Raw genomic sequence first — 17133 nt, 5'->3', positions numbered from 1 at the left:
ACAAATAACTACTTCCTAACTACATCGGGTACCATGAAGTGGTAATCTCCACCATTGCGAATTACATCCCGAACAACAGTCGAGGAAATATGGCTTTTTCCGGAGGAAGTAATAAAGAAGACAGTTTCTACTCCCGATAATTTGAAGTTCGTTTGCCCAATAGTTTTTTCAAACTCGAGATCAATTCCATTACGAAGTCCGCGTAAGATGAAGCCGGCATTTTGTCGTTTGCAAAAGTCTACTGTCATGCCTTCATAGGTTTCCACTTTGATCTTGGGTTCATCTTTGAAGGTTTCCTTTAGGAATCTCACGCGGTCGTCCAGGGAGAACATGTATTTCTTGTCAGAATTGACACCAATGGCAAGAATGATCTCATCAAACAGTGGCAGGCCGCGGGTAATGATATCCACATGTCCCAAAGTGATAGGATCAAAGGAACCGGGGAAAACAGCTTTCTTCATTGCAGAAAATTTGTTCTAAAATAGGCATTTTTGACAACTAGTGTGCAAGGGCAGCCTCTATCGCGCTTCCAAACAATTCTTCAAGAGAGATGCCGGCAGCCTGTGCCTGTTGAGGCAGGATACTCGCTTCGCTCAATCCGGGATTAGTATTCATTTCGATAAAGTGCGGCTCGCCGTTGTGAAATATGAACTCTGAACGGGAAAAACCTTTCATCTTCAGCTTTCTGTAGATAAGCTTAGCTATTCCCTGCACCTCTTTTGTCTGTTCTTCAGAAATTCTTGCAGGCGTGATCTCCTGGGATTTCCCAAGGTATTTGGCTTCGTAGTCAAAAAACTCATTTTCGGAAACTATCTCGGTAACAGGTAAAGCCAGCACTTCTCCTTTATACATGATCACACCGACAGAAACTTCGGTCCCATCAAGGAAAGATTCAATGATGATTTCATCATCCTCCTTAAAGGCGTGTCTGGTGGCCGGAATTATACCTTCGCGGGTTTTTACTTTGGTGATCCCAAAACTGCTTCCTGCCTTGTTAGCTTTGACAAAACAGGGTAATCCAACTTTTTTGATAATGTCATCTGGATCGATGTCATCATTCCTATCGACAAAGTAATTTACAGCAGTTTTGACTCCGTACGGCTTCAGGACACTTATAAGGTCTCTTTTATTAAAAGTCAAAGCCGATTGGTAAAAATTGCAGGAAGTTTGCGGGATATCCAGTAGCTCAAGGTAAGCCTGTAGCAGGCCATTTTCTCCCGGCGTACCGTGAATGGTATTAAAAACGCAATCAAATGTTATGAGCTGTCCGTTTATGGTTACAGTAAAGTTACTCCGGTTAATGGGGTAAGGCATGTCATTCTCACCTATAACGAACCACTCTTTTTGCAGGATGTGAACCCTGTATGGGTTATATTTGCTGCGGTCAAGATTTTTATAAACCACATTCCCGCTGTTGATCGAAATGCGGTATTCACTGGAGAAGCCGCCCATGGCTATGGCTACATTTTTTTTCATAATTAAATATGGCCCGGTTTTTTACGTTAACAAAAGTAGCGACTATTAAATGAATGTCTGCAAGACCACCTGTTTTTATATCTTTGTTTTTTAATTTAAACTATGAGTTTTTTTCGATTTCTCTTTAGCAAAACCTTTCTACTTCAGTTGGTTTTGGCTGTTGTTGCGCTCGTTTTGATCGCTTTTATTATTCTTACATGGCTGGATTTTTCTACCAATCAGGATCAAAGGATCACAGTGCCTAATCTCGCCCGCTTATCTTTAGATAAAGTCGATGAGCAACTTAATGAGCTTGATCTTCGCAGGGAGATTCTGGATTCGGCGAATTACAATCCAGATTATCCGCCATATTCAGTGATCGACCAGGTGCCGCTTCCGGGGAAACAGGTTAAGGAGAACAGGAAGATCTATCTTACGCTGAACCCTTCAGGATTTACTAAAGTGGAAATTCCCGAGAACCTCATCCGCAGAACCCGCAGACAGGTAGAGCCAACCTTGCGGTCCCTTGGCTTTGAAATTGGAACAATCAGTTATAAACCCGATGTGGCTAAGGATGTAGTACTTGAGATGCGACATAAAGGGGAGCTGTTAGAACCCGGAATGAAGCTGATGAAGACTTCTAAGATCGATCTTGTTCTCGGAGATGGCTCCGGAAGATATGGAATGGAAGAAGAGGAGGAAGCAGAAGCTACCGCCGAAGAACAAATTTTGAACGATCTGGAAGAGGAAGAGTATGATTTCTGAAAATAACAGCCCCGAGCCCGAAGATAATGATGATGAGCTGTATGAACATCACCGGTTTGTAGCCGATAAAGGACAGCAGCCACTGCGGGTGGATAAATTTCTCATGAATTACATTGAGAAAGCGACCCGTAACAAGATACAGACAGCCGCCAAAGAAGGAAATATTCATGTGAACGAAGTTCCGGTAAAATCCAATTACAAGGTTAAGCCGGGAGATGTGGTGCAGGTGCTTTTTGAACATCCACTTTATGAATTTCTGCTTACCCCCGAAAATATTCCGTTAGATATCATTTACGAAGATGATTCGGTGTTGATAGTCAACAAGCCTGCGGGAATGGTGGTGCATCCCGGTCATGGGAATTACAGCGGAACTCTGATCAATGCTTTGGTCTACCACTTTGAGAATCTGCCTAAGAACAGCGATGAACGTCCCGGCCTGGTTCACAGGATCGATAAAGACACAAGCGGACTTTTAGTAATTGCAAAAACTGAAAGGGCTATGACAAAACTTGCGAAGCAGTTCTTTGACAAGAGCAGTGAGCGGGAGTATGTGGCATTGGTTTGGGGTAATGTAGAAGAAGACGAAGGTACTATAGAGGGGAACATTGGTCGTCACCCAAAAAACAGGTTACAGAATACCGTGTACATGGGAGAAGACGAGGAAAAGGGAAAACCGGCTGTAACTCATTTCAAAGTTCTTGAACGCCTGGGATATGTCACCCTTGTTTCCTGCCGTTTGGAAACAGGTCGTACCCACCAGATTAGAGTGCACATGAAGCACATTGGTCATACGCTTTTCAATGACGAACGCTACGGTGGGGATAAGATCCTCAAGGGTACTACCTTCACAAAATACAGGCAGTTTGTGGAAAACTGCTTTAAGGTGCTGCCGAGACAGGCCCTGCACGCTAAGACATTAGGATTTAAACATCCCGAAACGGGAGAATGGCTGAGTTTCGATTCGCCAATCCCCCAGGATATGCAGGACTGTATCGAGAGATGGAGGAATTACGCTAAAAACCAGAAGGAATTCATTGACGAATAAGCTTTTTTGATAAGCCTATTGGCACTAATAAATGATCCCGGCAGGAAATCTTGTCGGGATTTGATATTTTTGGGGAGTATCAGAAAAATTTCCAAGAAAATTCCATGAAAATAGTAGTATCCCCCGCAAAAACTCTCGATTATAATTCCAAATTACCTACGACAAGAGGTACACAGCCTTCCTTTTTGGAAACTACCGCTACAGTGAACCGGAAATTAGCACGCATGTCTAAAAAAGAGATAGCAAGGCTAATGGATATCAGCGATAAACTGGCCGATCTCAATCACACCCGATATCAGGAATTTTCTGAAGAACATACAAAACAAAATTCCCGGCCGGCGGTTTATGCTTTTGCAGGAGATGTATATACCGGCCTTGATGCTTATACCATTCCTGTCGAAAAGATCGATTTCATGCAGGATTCTCTGCGGATACTTTCGGGTTACTACGGAATTTTGAGGCCTCTGGATCTAATTCAGCCGTACCGCCTGGAAATGGGAACTTCACTAAGCATAGGTCGAAGAAAGAATCTTTACGAGTTATGGCAGGACAAGGTAACTTCATTTCTCAATAATGAGCTAAAAGAAAACGAGCTTTTCCTGAACCTTGCCAGTCAGGAATATTTTAAAGCTATTGATACAAATAAACTAAAGGTGCCGGTGATTTCACCTGTCTTTAAAGACTTCAAAAACGGAAAACGAAAGATTGTCAGCTTTTTCGCTAAAAAAGCGCGGGGTTCTATGGCAAGATATATCATCGATAATCAGGTGGAAACCTTAGAGGAGATTAAAGCCTTTGATTATGACGGCTATCGCTTTTCTGCCGAAGAAACTACTCATGAAAACGAGCCTGTTTTTACCAGGTAATTCGTCAGGTTTTTATCTGTTCCAGCCTTACAGGCTGAAAAACACTGGGGATCATTAAACCCGGAGCGATGCTCCGGGCTGAAATTTACAAGGCCTGCAGCCTTGCCCTCAGAAATAGATTTTCCTTCAAATTGACTTTCCTTTTCAGACCGAGATTATTCAATCTGCTCGATTGCTGTGTCTAAGGCTTTCAAAATTGCTCTCAAAAATTACGACTAGTTGATCGATTGAGAATGACAGCCTGAAAGGCTAAGATTATTAAACCCGGGACATCGTCCCGGGAATATGGAAAATGAGGTATACCAGCCTGTAGGGCTGGAACAACTTTAAATTAATTAATGGTGGTTTTTACCTGATTTACTTCAGCAGTATTTCGTCCTGGGAATATAGTTATTGAAATTACGAGTCTATAGGGCTGAGACAACTTTACTCAGTTTTTATCTGTTCCAGCCTTACAGGCTGTAAAACACTGGGGATCATTAACCCCGGAGCGTTGCTCCGGGCTCAAATTTCTAAGGCCTTCAGCCTTGGCTTAGAAGTTGAAATTCATCTCATATGGAATTTGTCTTTAAGACCTGGATCATTGAACCAGTCGGGATTGCTGTGTCTAAAAATTTCGGATTGCTTTTAAATTGCGCTTAGTTGATTGACAAGGAATGACAGCCTGAAAGGCTGAGACAATTTAGCCCAAGACATCGTCTTGGGAATATGAATAATGGGATATGCCAGCCTGTAAGGCTGGAACAAATTAATAGTAACCAAGGGAGGAATTTACCTAAATTACTTCAGCATGTTCTTGAAAAAGGCATTGGGTTTGAGGCTTTTAACCTCGCACCTCAAAATAATTCATTTTAGGACAGGGAATGACAGCCTGAAAGGCTGAGACTATTTAGCCCGGGACATCGTCCCGGGAATATGAATAATGGGATATACCAGCCTGTAAGGCTGGAACAACTTTAAAGTAATTAATGGTGGTTTTTACCTGATTTACTTCAGCAGTATTTCGTCCTGGGAAAATAATATTGAAATATTGAGTCTATAGGGCTGAGACAACTTTATTCTTAGTTTTTTTCTGTTCCAGCCTTACAGGCTGTAAAACAATGAGATCATAACCCAGGAGCGTTGGTCCGGGCTGGAATTTTTTAGGCCTTCTGCCTTGCCCTCAGAAGTAGAAATCTATTTCATATGGAATTTTGGCATGTAAGACCGAGTTTATTGGTCAGCTTCGTATTACTCGGTTTAAGACTTTCAAAGTTACACTTCAGAATGAAATATTTTAGGACAGGGAATGACAGCCTGAAAGGCTGAAACAATTTAGCCCGGGACATCGTCCCGGGAATATAAATAATGAGGTATACCAGCCTGTAAGGCTGGAACAAATAATAGTAACCAAGGGAGGAATTTTACCCGAATTACTTCAGCAGTAGTTTATTGTTAAAGTATTTCAAAAAGCGATGCCTCACCGCTTTTTTCTTTTTAATTTCTGAAAAAAGCTAAGGTGTCAAAAATGCCATTTTTGGGACATCTGCTGCAGAATTAACCAACAAAAGCAACTTCAGAAAATGAAAATTAAAAAGGTTTTAGTAGCGAACAGGGGAGAAATTGCCATCAGGATCTTTAGAGCCTGTACCGAAATTGGATTGAGAACCGTCGGGATCTATACTTACGAGGACCGCTACTCCCTCCACCGTTATAAAGCCGATGAATCCTACCAGATAGGTGCAGATAAAGATCCTCTTAAACCTTATCTTGACATTAAAGCGATAATTAAAGTCGCCCGGGAAAATGGAGTGGATGCCATCCATCCCGGTTATGGATTTCTTTCTGAAAATGCCGAATTCGCTCAACAATGTGAGGAAAATGATATCATCTTTATTGGTCCTAAGGTTTCGGTGCTCAAGTCCCTGGGGGACAAGGTGAAAGCCAAGGAGGTTGCGGTGGCTAACGATATTCCGGTGATCCAGAGTAATGAAAAAGACCTTACCACAGTTGAAGTGGCTCTGGAAGAGGCCGAAAGAATAGGATACCCTGTAATGTTAAAAGCTGCATCTGGTGGGGGAGGTCGTGGAATGCGGGTAATTCGTTCTGAAGATGACCTTAAGAACGGGTTCAACGAATCCCGGCGGGAGGCTAAAAATGCTTTTGGGGACGATACTGTTTTTCTTGAAAAATTCGTGGAAGATCCTAAACACATTGAGGTCCAGATCGTGGGGGATCATCATGGGAATCTGGTACACCTTTTTGAAAGGGATTGCTCTGTGCAACGCCGCTATCAAAAGGTAATAGAATTCGCTCCTTCCATGGGGCTTGATGAAAAGGTTAAGCAGAATCTTTACGATTACGCCACCAGGCTTTGTAAGGCAGTGGATTACAACAATATAGGTACAGTAGAATTCCTGGTGGACAGGAGCGGTGAAATTTTCTTCATCGAGGTGAATCCGCGAATCCAGGTGGAACACACGGTGACCGAGATAGTGACCAATATTGATCTTGTAAAAGCCCAGATCTTCATAGCGGGAGGCTATAAACTTAGCGATAAACAAATCAAGATCGAAAGCCAGGAATCGATGAAGATCAACGGCTTTGCCTTACAATGCCGGATCACTACAGAGGATCCTACCAATGACTTCAAACCAGATTACGGAACGATCACAACCTATAGAAGTGCTTCAGGATTTGGGATTCGTCTCGACGCAGGAAGTATCTACCAGGGAGTAAAAGTTTCTCCTTTCTTCGATTCCATGCTCGTAAAGGTCTCTGCCAGCAGCCGTACACTTGATGGCGCCTGCAGAAAAATGCGCAGAGCTTTGGCCGAATTCAGGATAAGGGGAGTGATGACGAACATCGGCTTCCTCGATAATATTCTGTCACATCCTACTTTCAGGAAGGGGGACGTGACTGTGAATTTTATCAAGGAACACCCTGAACTTTTTCAAATCAAGAAGACCCGAAACCGTGCCACTAAAATGGTGAAATTTCTGGGGGATGTGATCGTCAATGGAAATGAAGATGTGAAGAATCCGGAAAAGGTAAAATTTATTAAACCGGTGGTGCCATCCTTCAATGACAATGGATATCCCAAAGGGACCAAAGATCTCCTGACGGAATATGGTCCCGAAAAATTCTCCCGCTGGCTGTTACATGAAGGAAAGGTGCATTATACAGATACCACAATGCGGGATGCGCATCAAAGCCTGCTGGCTACCCGCATGCGCACCTACGACATGGAAAAGGTAGCCGAAGGTTTTGCGCGAAACCATCCTGAGATCTTCAGTATGGAAATTTGGGGCGGTGCGACCTTCGATGTATGTATGCGTTTTCTTAAGGAAGATCCATGGGAAAGATTGAGACGGCTTAGGGCTGCTATGCCCAACGTCCTGATGCAAATGTTATTGAGAGGCTCTAATGGAGTTGGTTACACTGCATATCCAGATAACCTGATCGAGAAATTCGTAGAACAGGCCTGGGAGAACGGAATAGATGTTTTCAGGATTTTTGACAGTTTGAATTGGATGAAATCCATTGCTCCCTGTATAGAACATGTGAGAAAAAGAACTAACGGTTTAGCCGAAGGAACCATTTGTTACACCGGCGATCTTATGAACCCGAAGGAATCCAAGTATAATCTCGATTACTATGTACAGCTGGGAAAAGATATTGAGAATGCCGGTGCCCATATCATCGGAATTAAAGACATGGCGGGAATTCTCAAACCCGACGCTGCCTATGAATTGGTGTCGGCGTTGAAGTCGAGGATCAATATTCCGCTTCACCTGCACACTCATGACACTTCTTCTATACAGGCTGCTACTTATCTTAAAGCAGTAGAGGCCGGTGTAGATGTTATAGATGTCGCTATCGGCGGCCTATCGGGGCTCACCTCTCAGCCTAACTTTAATTCTGTTGTCGAAATGTTGAGGTTCCATGACCGCGGCAGAGCTTTAAATGCAGATAAGCTCAATGAATATTCTCATTATTGGGAGGCAGTGCGGCGTTATTACTATCCGTTTGAATCAGGCTTAAAAGCAGGTTCCGGGGAAGTTTATAAACATGAAATCCCGGGAGGACAATATTCCAACCTCAAGCCACAGGCAGAGAGTCTTGGTTTGGCCGACAGATTTCATGAGATCACCGAAATGTACAGCCAGGTAAATGAACTTTTTGGAGACATTATAAAGGTAACTCCCAGCTCAAAAGTAGTGGGAGATATGGCGCAGTACCTGGTTAGTAATAACCTCACCATCAAAGATGTGCTTGAGAAAGGAGATGAGATCTCGTTCCCGCAGTCGGTTAAGAGCTTCTTTAGAGGAGATTTGGGACAGCCCCACGGCGGTTTTCCCGAAAAGATCCAGAAGATCGTGCTCAAAGATGAAAAACCTTATACAGAAAGGCCAAACGCTCATCTGGAACCAATTGACTTTGAAAAAGAGTTTGAGGAATTCAAATCCACTTTTGGCGAAGGTATGGGAAGGGAGGTGGAAATAACAGATTTTCTTTCATATAAACTTTATCCCAAGGTATTTACCGATTTCTACAACCACCATGTAGAATACGGCAGCGTAATGAATGTACCAACAAAGAATTTCTTCTACGGAATGGAACCTGGGGAAGAAATTATTGTGGAACTGGATCGGGGAAAAACCTTGTTGATCGAATTCCTTTCTGTCGGGGAGACCAACGAAGACGGGATGGCGAAGATCTTCTTTAAAGTAAATGGACAGACCCGTGCTGTGGATGTGAAGGACAAATCTGTGAAGGTAGAGAAAGTAGTGCATCAAAAAGTGGATAAGACCGATAAGAAACAAATAGGTGCACCTTTACAGGGAGCCTTGTCCAACATCCAGGTGGAACCGGGTCAGAAGGTGGAGAAGAATCAGCCATTGTTCGTGATCGAAGCCATGAAAATGGAAACTACCATCACAGCCAACGCTGCCGGTGAAGTAGATAAGATCGTGCTCAAGGAAGGAGATATGGTCTATGCCGATGATCTGGTAGTGGTTTTAAAGTAATTATATAAAGAAACAAGAATCAAGAGCCAGGAATCAAGACGATGGAATTTGGCGCTTGGAATTTGGAATTTTTAAATCTTGAATTTTAAATTTTGAACCCGGAATTATTTTACCATAAACATCCTTACGACCCATTCATTCCCAAAAATGCCACAAAACTAATTGTGGGCACTTTGCCACCCCCTCGCTTCACGACAAGGGAGTTGAAAGAGGGAGACGTGGATTTCTGTTATGGAAGCAGGGATGGCATGCTTTGGCAAATTATCGACCGGATCTTTGACCTGGACCTAAAGTTCGAAAATACACCCGAAGCGGTTAAAGAACGCCAGGAATTTTTGGCGAGTAAAGGAATAGGGATCTGTGATACAGTAGAAAGCTGCAGGAGGGAAAAAATTGATGCCTCCGATCTGGGAATGCTTCACGTAGAGCTGCGTGACCTTATAGGCATTTTGCGAAAGCACAAAAAGATCAATACGCTGCTTTTCACGGGAGGAAACAGTAAAAACGGACCGGAATTCTTTTTCCGGAAGATGTTAAAGGAGCAGGATATAAAGATCAAGGTGATCTCCAATGATGTGCCGCGGGTGCATCAATTCCTGCTGGACGGCCGTTCAATTAACACCGTTTCACTTACTGCACCTTCCGGTTCGGCAAACAGGGCAATTGGAAGTATGGAACTTTATAAACACCTGAAAAAACAAAACCCTGAATTCAATACAATTGATTTCAGGGTCTTGCAATACCGTCAATTCCTTGAGGATTAGACGGATTCTTTTTCAAGCAAATCTTTTATTTGTTGAGGTTTAGTGGTAAACCTTTTCCTTGGAGGTCGCAGCTTACCAAAAGTACTAAGTGGCAATTTTCCGCTCTTGGTTTTAGGCTCTCTTTTTTCCATTATTTTTTATTCTGTTGATCCTTAATTGTTCTTTCTTCAATATCAAAATCGTTGGTATTGATATCGCGGTTTCCAATTTCACCACTTAAAGGATCGTTATCACTGCGTCTTTTTCTTTTATCATGTTTATCTGAAATTCGTCCCATAACTTTCGTTTTTTAAGTTCATTTCAAGATAAGGAAAATGAGAAGTTTTCTCTATTAAGGCCTTGTTAATAAGAAGGTTAATTATCTTATGGAATTTATAAAATCGGTTATCCCCGAGCTGCCGCTATCAGTAAGTTTTTTGATGAAAGCACTTCCAATAATAGCTCCATTAGTTACTTCTGTAGCCTGCTCAAAGCTCGTTGCATCTTTAATTCCGAAGCCAACAATAAGTGGGTTCTTTAAACCCATTTTTGACACTCTTGTAAAATATTCCTTTTGCTCGTCGCCAAAGCCTTTCGTGCCTCCTGTAACTGCAGCAGTGCTCACCATGTAAATGAATCCTTCGGAAGCTCTATCGATCTCTCTAATTCTTGCTTCGGAAGTTTGGGGAGTGATAAGGAACACCGGAAGCAGGTCATACTGCTGGAATATCTCTTTATACTGAAGTTCATATTCTTCCAGTGGAAGATCGGGGACTATGAGTCCGTCAATTCCGATCTCGCTGCACTTGCGACAAAACTTCTCTACACCGTGCTGAAGTATCGGATTAAAATATCCCATGATCAACAACGGAATATCAATGCTCTCCCTGATGTTCTCCAGCTGTGAAAAAAGTTTATTGGTGGTCATTCCGTTCTTCAAAGCAGCTTCCGAACTTCTTTGGATCACCGGCCCGTCTGCGAGGGGATCGCTAAAGGGCAGGCCAATTTCCACCATATCCACGCCGGAGCCTTGAAGCTCCTTTAAAATAGTGACCGTATCTTCAGGTTCAGGGTAGCCCGCAGTAAAATAGATGGAAAGCAGCTTTTTTGAAGGATTTTCCTGAAGTTTTTCTTTGATTCTGTTCATATCTTATGAGAAAAGACCTCAAAGGTTTCCAAAACCTGCGAGGTCTGAATTTATTCTTTACAAATTAAAATGTTCTATATAAGTGTTGAGGTCCTTGTCTCCTCTACCCGATAGATTCACCACCACCACTTCATCTTTCTCAAATTTCCGCTTCTCAAAAATGGCTAAAGCGTGTGCTGTTTCTATAGCCGGAATAATGCCTTCGAGCTTGCAAAGCTGTAAACCGGCCGCCATGGCTTCCTGGTCGGTGACCGAAATAAACTCTCCGCGCCCGGTCCTAAAGAGATTCGCGTGCATAGGTCCCACCCCCGGATAATCGAGTCCGGCAGAAATGGAGTAAGGTTCCGTGATCTGTCCGTCTTCAGTTTGCATTAATAGGGTCTTGCTACCATGGATAATTCCTTCCTTCCCAAGTGCAGAGGTAGCGGCGCTCTTTCCGGTAAGGATTCCTTCTCCGGCAGCCTCTACAGCTATGATATTCACCTTTTCATTGTCGAGATAGTGGTAGTAGATTCCGGCGGCATTACTACCCCCGCCAACGCAGGCAACTACATGATCGGGTGCCTCCCGGCCTTCTTTTTCCTGAAGCTGCTTTTTTACCTCTTCAGAAATTACACTCTGGAAACGGGCTACCATATCGGGATAGGGATGTGGTCCCACCACAGAGCCAATGATGTAGTGCGTATCCACGGGATTATTGATCCAATCACGGATAGCTTCGTTCGTGGCGTCTTTTAAAGTGCGGCTGCCAGATGTTGCCGGCACCACCGAAGCTCCCAACATCTTCATACGGGCGACGTTTGGCGCCTGCCTTTTAATGTCGATTTCCCCCATGTAAACTATGCACTCCAGCCCCATTAAGGCACAAACAGTTGCAGTAGCAACGCCGTGTTGTCCTGCCCCGGTTTCGGCAATAATTCTGTTTTTGCCCAGGCGCTTCGCCATGAGGATCTGCCCTATGGTATTGTTGACTTTATGTGCTCCAGTGTGGCAAAGATCCTCCCGTTTCAGGTACACTTTCGTACCAAATTTCTCGCTGAATCTTTCGGCGAAGTATAACGGAGTTGGCCGCCCCACATAATCCTTCAGCAGTTGACGGAATTCTTTTTGAAAACTTTCCTCCTGCATGATCTGGAGATAGCGGGAGCGAAGTTCTTCCACGTTGGGGTATAACATTTCAGGAATAAAGGCACCGCCAAAATCCCCGTAGTATCCTTTTTCGTCTACTTGATAAGTCATATTTGTTGATTATAAAGCCGATCTTTAAATATTTTTAAAGCTTCAGCGTCTTTAACTGCCGGGGCAGTTTCAAATTTACTATTCACATCGATCCCGTAAAACAGGTCTTCTTTTTGCCTTTTTTGGAAGGTAAGATAGAGTTCCTTTATAGCAGCTTCATTTCCGGGGCCTATCCCACCACTCAGAAAAAACGGAGTAGTGGAAGGGTAGTTTTCCAGAACTTTCCAGTTGAATATGATCCCGTTCCCACCTTTGCTCTTTCCCTTTGTGTCAAAAAGGAAGTAATCTACCACCCCTTCGTAGGGCTTAAGTTGGTCAAAATCAAATTCTTCCTTGATCCCAAACACCTTGATCAATTCAATTTCTTCTGACATTTTCTTTCTAAGACTTCTACAAAATTCCGGACTCTCCTCTCCATGCAACTGAATTGCAGAAAGCTCATAATGTTCAATTCTTTTCAGGATCTCTTCTTCGGAAGCATTTACAAAAACCCCTGTACGCCTGATGTTTTTATCCACCTGAAAGATTTCACCTGCCACGTTACGTGGGGAACCTTCGAAAAAGATGAGTCCCAGGTAATCGGGTTCTAAAACGGCGATCCTGCTCATGTTTTCCGGCTCCCGCATGCCGCAGATCTTTAGTTTCAGGTCCATTAGGCTTTGGTTTTTAGTTCCAGGATAAATTCTGAAGCACTTTTTCCGGGGTCTTCTGTCTTCATAAAATTCCCTCCAATGAGAAAGCCCTTAAATCCGCTTTTTTGAAGCTGCAGGATCGACGCAGTGTCGCTAATCCCGCTTTCGGAGATCTTTACAAATTGATCGGGAATTTTTGCGGCCAAATCTTTACTTGTTTGAAGGCTTACCTCAAAAGTTTTCAGATTCCGGTTATTTACTCCAATCATATCTACGGTGTCAAAAATGGCATTTTTTAGCTCCTCTTCATTATGAACCTCGAGCAGTACTTCAAGCCCCAGCTCTTTCGCTTTTTTTGACAACTTCTGAATTTCTTCCGGTTTCAGGATTGCTGCGATTAATAGGATCACATCTGCACCCATGGCTTTTGCTTCAATGACCTGATATTCGTCGATCATAAAATCCTTCCGAAGCAATGGCAGGTTTACAGTTTCTCTGGCAATGGCGAGATCATCAAGGCTGCCTCCAAAGAATTCCTCATCTGTTAGCACAGATAATCCCGATGCACCTGCATTTTCATAGCCTTTTGTTACTGTGGGAACATCGGCTCCAAGGTTGATCTCGGGATGGGACGGGGAGCGGCGTTTGAACTCGGCTATAATTCCTGTAGCGGATTTTTGAAGGTTCTCTTTAAGACTAAAACATTTTCGGTGGAAGTGAGGGAGGAGTTGCAGGGATTCGGCAGGGACTTCTTCTTTTAAGAAGGCTACTTCTTCTCTTTTTCTTGCTGCTATTTTTTCCAGTATGTTCATTGTTCTTCCTAATTTAATTGCTGCAATTTCTTAAGTGCATTTAAAGCGCGACCCGACCGCAGACTTTCCTTAGCCTCCAAAAAGGCATTTTCAAGACCTGTATTTTTCGCTGTATTTATTGCTACCGCTGCATTTGCACAAACAACGTTCTCCTGGGCTGCCGCTCCTTTGTTACTCAGGACGTTCATAAAGATCTCTGCAGCCGATCCTATTGAATCCCCACCCGCGATTTGAGAAGCTTTGATTGTTTCCAGTTGCAGGTCGGCCGGGCGCAGCATAGCTTCGGCGTTGTTGGTGATCATTTTGGTGTTCCCGGTAAGGGAAATTTCGTCATAGCCATCTAAGGCGTGTAAAATGGTGAAATTCTTATCTGTTTTCTGGTAAAGATAAGCATACATTCTCGCAAGCTCCAGACTGTAAACACCTACCACCTGATTCTTCGGGAAAGCCGGATTTACCATTGGTCCCAACATATTGAAAAAGGTCTTTACTCCCAGGTTTTTCCTGATTGGCGCCACATTTTTCATGGCCGGGTGGAACAGGGCGGCATGCAGAAAGCAAATTCCGGCTTCTTCCATACTCCGTTCAAGAAAATCCTGCTCATTGCTGAACTTTATTCCCAGGTGCTCCATGACGTTGGAGCTGCCACAGCTTGAAGACACGCCGTAGTTACCGTGCTTGGCGACTTTTACTCCGGCGCCGGCCGTAACAAAGGAGGCGAGTGTGGAGATATTAAAAGTGTCCTTGCCATCACCCCCCGTTCCGCAGAGATCAATAGGATCATATTGAGCAAGATCTGTAGATAGACACATTTCCAAAAGTGCATCCCGAAAACCTTCCAGTTCCTGAAGAGTAATGCTCCGCATCATGTAGACGGTTAAGAAAGCGGCAATCTGACTTTCATTAAATTTTCCGGCCGAAATATCGACCAGCACACCCCTGGCTTCCTCTTTTGTAATGGTTTCGTGATTGATCAACCTGTTCAAGATTTCTTTCATGCTGTTATATTTTTTCCGGTTGTTGATCATTTTTATCCTGTTTTGCTGCTTTAACCGGACTATTGACCCAGTTAGCGATCATCTTTTTTCCCTGTGGCGTCAAGACCGACTCGGGGTGAAACTGAACTCCCCGCACATCAAAATCCCTATGGCGCAGAGACATGATCTGCCCGTTTTCATCGTAGGAAGTTGCCTCAAGGCAATCGGGCAGGGCTGTGTCAACCACCCAGGAGTGGTAGCGACCTACTTCAAGTTCGTTGTTGAGCTGGTCATACAGGAATTCATCTGTCACACATAATTTTATCTTTGAAGACACGCCGTGATGCACTTCCTGAAGGTTAATAAGTTTTCCGCCAAAGACCTCGCCGATCGCCTGCTGTCCCAAACACACTCCAAAAATGCTCTTTTTGGAGGCATATCGGGAAATTACCTGTTTTAAAAGTCCGGCTTCATCGGGAATTCCCGGTCCCGGCGAGAGCAGGATCTTATCATACTTCTCAATTTCTTCGAGGTCAATTTCATCATTCCGGCGAACGGTTACCTTACAATCCAGTTCCTCCAGGTAGTGAACCAGGTTATATACAAAAGAATCGTAGTTGTCGATTACAAGAACAGTTGGTCTCGCTGCTCTCTGGCCCTCTCCGGGTAAGTGGGTGTTATTTTTATTTTCCAGGTTATTTTTCATTGTTGCTTTTTTATTCCCCTCCTTTCTAAGAAGGGTGTCCGCTAAAGCGGACGGGATGGTTAAATCTCTTCCGCCAGTTCCAATGCTTTTCTCAGAGCTCCAATTTTATTGTAAACTTCCTGCAGTTCGCCTTCGGGAGTGGATCCTGAGACTATTCCGGCACCGGCCTGACAATATAGTCGGTGGTTTTTACTGAGGAAGGATCTTATAATTATAGCATGATTGAAGTTTCCTTTGAAGTCCATGAATCCAATCGCACCACCATAGAAGTCACGATTTACATTCTCATATTGTTCGATGAGTTGCATGGCCTTGTGTTTAGGGGCACCACTTAAAGTTCCTGCCGGGAAGGTATCGGCTACCATTTTCATGGTGCTCACTTCTTCATTTTTGATCCCTGTTACTTTGCTCACCAGGTGGATCACGTGAGAGAAATATTGGATCTCTTTATAATTTTCAACCTTCACCTCTTTGCTGCTACGGCTCAAGTCATTTCGGGCGAGATCGACCAGCATAACATGTTCTGAATTTTCCTTTTCATCGGCTGCAAGTACTTTGGCGCTGGCAGCATCCTGTTCATCATTTCCGGTACGTTTAAAAGTTCCGGCGATGGGGTGAATTTCAGCTTTACCTTCTTTTACGACCAGCTGGGCTTCAGGCGAACTTCCGAAGATCTTAAAGCTTCCGTAGTCAAAATAGAAGAGATAAGGGGAGGGGTTTACATTCCTAAGTGCGCGGTAGACATTAAATTCATCTCCTTTAAAACCCTGCGAAAACCTTCGGGAAAGAACCAGTTGAAACACATCTCCACGGTGACAGTGCTCTTTGCCTTTAAGTACCATTTGTCTGTATCCTTCATCTGTCTCATTTGAGGCAGGCTCTCCTTCGGCAGAAAAAGAGTAGGAAGCAAAATTCTTCACTTTAAGAAGCTGTTCTATCTGCTCAAGATTATTCTTATTAGAATAACTGTGATCAAAAATATATGCTTCGTTGTTGAAGTGATTTATAGCTATGATATTTTGATAAACTGCATAGCTGATCTCCGGGATCTCCAGATCCTCTTTTTTCTTGCTGAGGTTGAGTTTTTCAAAATATTGCACCCCATCATAAGCGATATAACCAAAAAGTCCTTCATTGATAAAATTAAAATCGGGACCTGTAGTGCTGAATTTTTGGGAGAATTCATGAATGGCCGAAGGAACATCGAATTCACCTGTTATGGCTGTCTTCGTAGAAGTTCCATCTGGAAAAGACTGATGGAAATTCCCTTTTTCAACCTTGACCTCTGCAATGGGGTTACAACAAATATAAGAGAAGCTGTTTTCGTTGCCGTGATAATCACTACTTTCCAACAGGAGGCTATTAGGAAATATATCGCGCAACCGAAGGTATAAACTCACCGGGGTAAAGGTATCGGCGAGGAGTTTTTTATAGGTGGTGTTTAATTTATACATGTTGTTTTTAAGTTTTTCTGAAGTAAGGCCATAAAAAAAGGCTTGTCGTGATTGACAAGCCTTTGTATTTGATACAGGAGGTGTTGCTCACGACGAATGACGCAAGTACTTCCACCACCAGTTATTTTGATTTTTCAGGTTCATTTGAACAGCAAATATAAAAGGGAAAATTTTCTAAAAAAATATTTTTTCTATTAAATGTTGCTTTTGCTTAATCTTAAACCTCGAATGTGCTGAAAAGAAGGCCTGATTCTTATATTTGTCTATGCAACTTAAACGCTTA

15 protein-coding genes are annotated in these 17133 nt (G+C 43.2%); 5 read left to right on the top strand and 10 right to left on the bottom strand.

Annotated elements, in window-relative coordinates; genetic code table 11:
* Positions 1 to 8: 8 nt before the first annotated feature.
* Positions 9 to 461, bottom strand: coding sequence for a pantetheine-phosphate adenylyltransferase (coaD, locus tag VR862_RS08665; RefSeq protein WP_324720566.1), 453 nt, complete (start codon positions 459 to 461; stop codon positions 9 to 11).
* A gap of 37 nt (positions 462 to 498) precedes the next feature.
* Complete coding sequence (locus VR862_RS08660; protein ID WP_324720565.1) at positions 499 to 1476, bottom strand: D-alanine--D-alanine ligase; 978 nt, start codon at positions 1474 to 1476, stop codon at positions 499 to 501.
* A 102-nt stretch (positions 1477 to 1578) separates the two neighbouring features.
* Between VR862_RS08660 and VR862_RS08655 the strand changes: the two genes are divergently transcribed.
* From VR862_RS08655 to VR862_RS08635, 5 genes are all read left to right on the top strand, one after another.
* Positions 1579 to 2220, top strand: coding sequence for a PASTA domain-containing protein (locus tag VR862_RS08655; protein WP_324720564.1), 642 nt, complete (start codon positions 1579 to 1581; stop codon positions 2218 to 2220).
* Positions 2210 to 3265, top strand: coding sequence for an RluA family pseudouridine synthase (locus tag VR862_RS08650; protein WP_324720563.1), 1056 nt, complete (start codon positions 2210 to 2212; stop codon positions 3263 to 3265). The genes VR862_RS08655 and VR862_RS08650 overlap by 11 nt, the downstream gene beginning before the upstream one ends.
* A 104-nt stretch (positions 3266 to 3369) precedes the next feature.
* Positions 3370 to 4131 (top strand): peroxide stress protein YaaA, encoded by a 762-nt coding sequence (gene yaaA, locus VR862_RS08645; RefSeq protein ID WP_324720562.1) that lies wholly within the window; start codon positions 3370 to 3372, stop codon positions 4129 to 4131.
* Positions 4132 to 5693: 1562 nt separating this feature from the next.
* On the top strand, positions 5694 to 9140 hold the full coding sequence (locus VR862_RS08640) for a pyruvate carboxylase (RefSeq protein WP_324720561.1): 3447 nt from the start codon (positions 5694 to 5696) through the stop codon (positions 9138 to 9140).
* A 92-nt stretch (positions 9141 to 9232) separates the two neighbouring features.
* Entirely contained in the window at positions 9233 to 9904 is a 672-nt protein-coding gene (locus VR862_RS08635; protein WP_324720560.1) for a uracil-DNA glycosylase family protein, read from the top strand.
* Positions 9905 to 10034: 130 nt separating this feature from the next.
* Here the strand turns inward: VR862_RS08635 and VR862_RS08630 are convergent, their stop codons facing one another.
* The 8 genes from VR862_RS08630 to VR862_RS08595 form a co-directional block, all read right to left on the bottom strand.
* Positions 10035 to 10181, bottom strand: coding sequence for a hypothetical protein (locus tag VR862_RS08630; protein WP_324720559.1), 147 nt, complete (start codon positions 10179 to 10181; stop codon positions 10035 to 10037).
* Between the two features lie 81 nt (positions 10182 to 10262).
* Complete coding sequence (gene trpA, locus VR862_RS08625; protein WP_324720558.1) at positions 10263 to 11030, bottom strand: tryptophan synthase subunit alpha; 768 nt, start codon at positions 11028 to 11030, stop codon at positions 10263 to 10265.
* 57 nt (positions 11031 to 11087) lie between these two features.
* Positions 11088 to 12269: a tryptophan synthase subunit beta gene (trpB, locus tag VR862_RS08620; protein WP_324720557.1), complete on the bottom strand. Its 1182-nt coding sequence runs from the start codon at positions 12267 to 12269 to the stop codon at positions 11088 to 11090.
* A complete protein-coding gene (locus VR862_RS08615) occupies positions 12266 to 12922 on the bottom strand; it encodes a phosphoribosylanthranilate isomerase (RefSeq protein WP_324720556.1) in 657 nt (218 codons plus the stop codon). Before VR862_RS08615 ends, trpB begins: the two co-directional genes overlap by 4 nt.
* Entirely contained in the window at positions 12922 to 13713 is a 792-nt protein-coding gene (gene trpC, locus VR862_RS08610) for an indole-3-glycerol phosphate synthase TrpC (protein WP_324720555.1), read from the bottom strand. Before trpC ends, VR862_RS08615 begins: the two co-directional genes overlap by 1 nt.
* Before the next feature lie 8 nt (positions 13714 to 13721).
* Positions 13722 to 14711 (bottom strand): anthranilate phosphoribosyltransferase, encoded by a 990-nt coding sequence (gene trpD / locus VR862_RS08605; RefSeq protein ID WP_324720554.1) that lies wholly within the window; start codon positions 14709 to 14711, stop codon positions 13722 to 13724.
* A gap of 4 nt (positions 14712 to 14715) precedes the next feature.
* Entirely contained in the window at positions 14716 to 15396 is a 681-nt protein-coding gene (locus tag VR862_RS08600; RefSeq protein ID WP_324720553.1) for an anthranilate synthase component II, read from the bottom strand.
* A 59-nt stretch (positions 15397 to 15455) separates the two neighbouring features.
* On the bottom strand, positions 15456 to 16850 hold the full coding sequence (locus tag VR862_RS08595; protein ID WP_324720552.1) for an anthranilate synthase component I family protein: 1395 nt from the start codon (positions 16848 to 16850) through the stop codon (positions 15456 to 15458).
* Positions 16851 to 17133 lie beyond the last annotated feature (283 nt).

Source organism: Salinimicrobium aquimaris (assembly GCF_035607535.1).
GTDB lineage: Bacteria > Bacteroidota > Bacteroidia > Flavobacteriales > Flavobacteriaceae > Salinimicrobium.
Note: the sequence above shows the minus strand (reverse complement) of the source record. Positions and strands in the feature narration are given on the sequence as shown.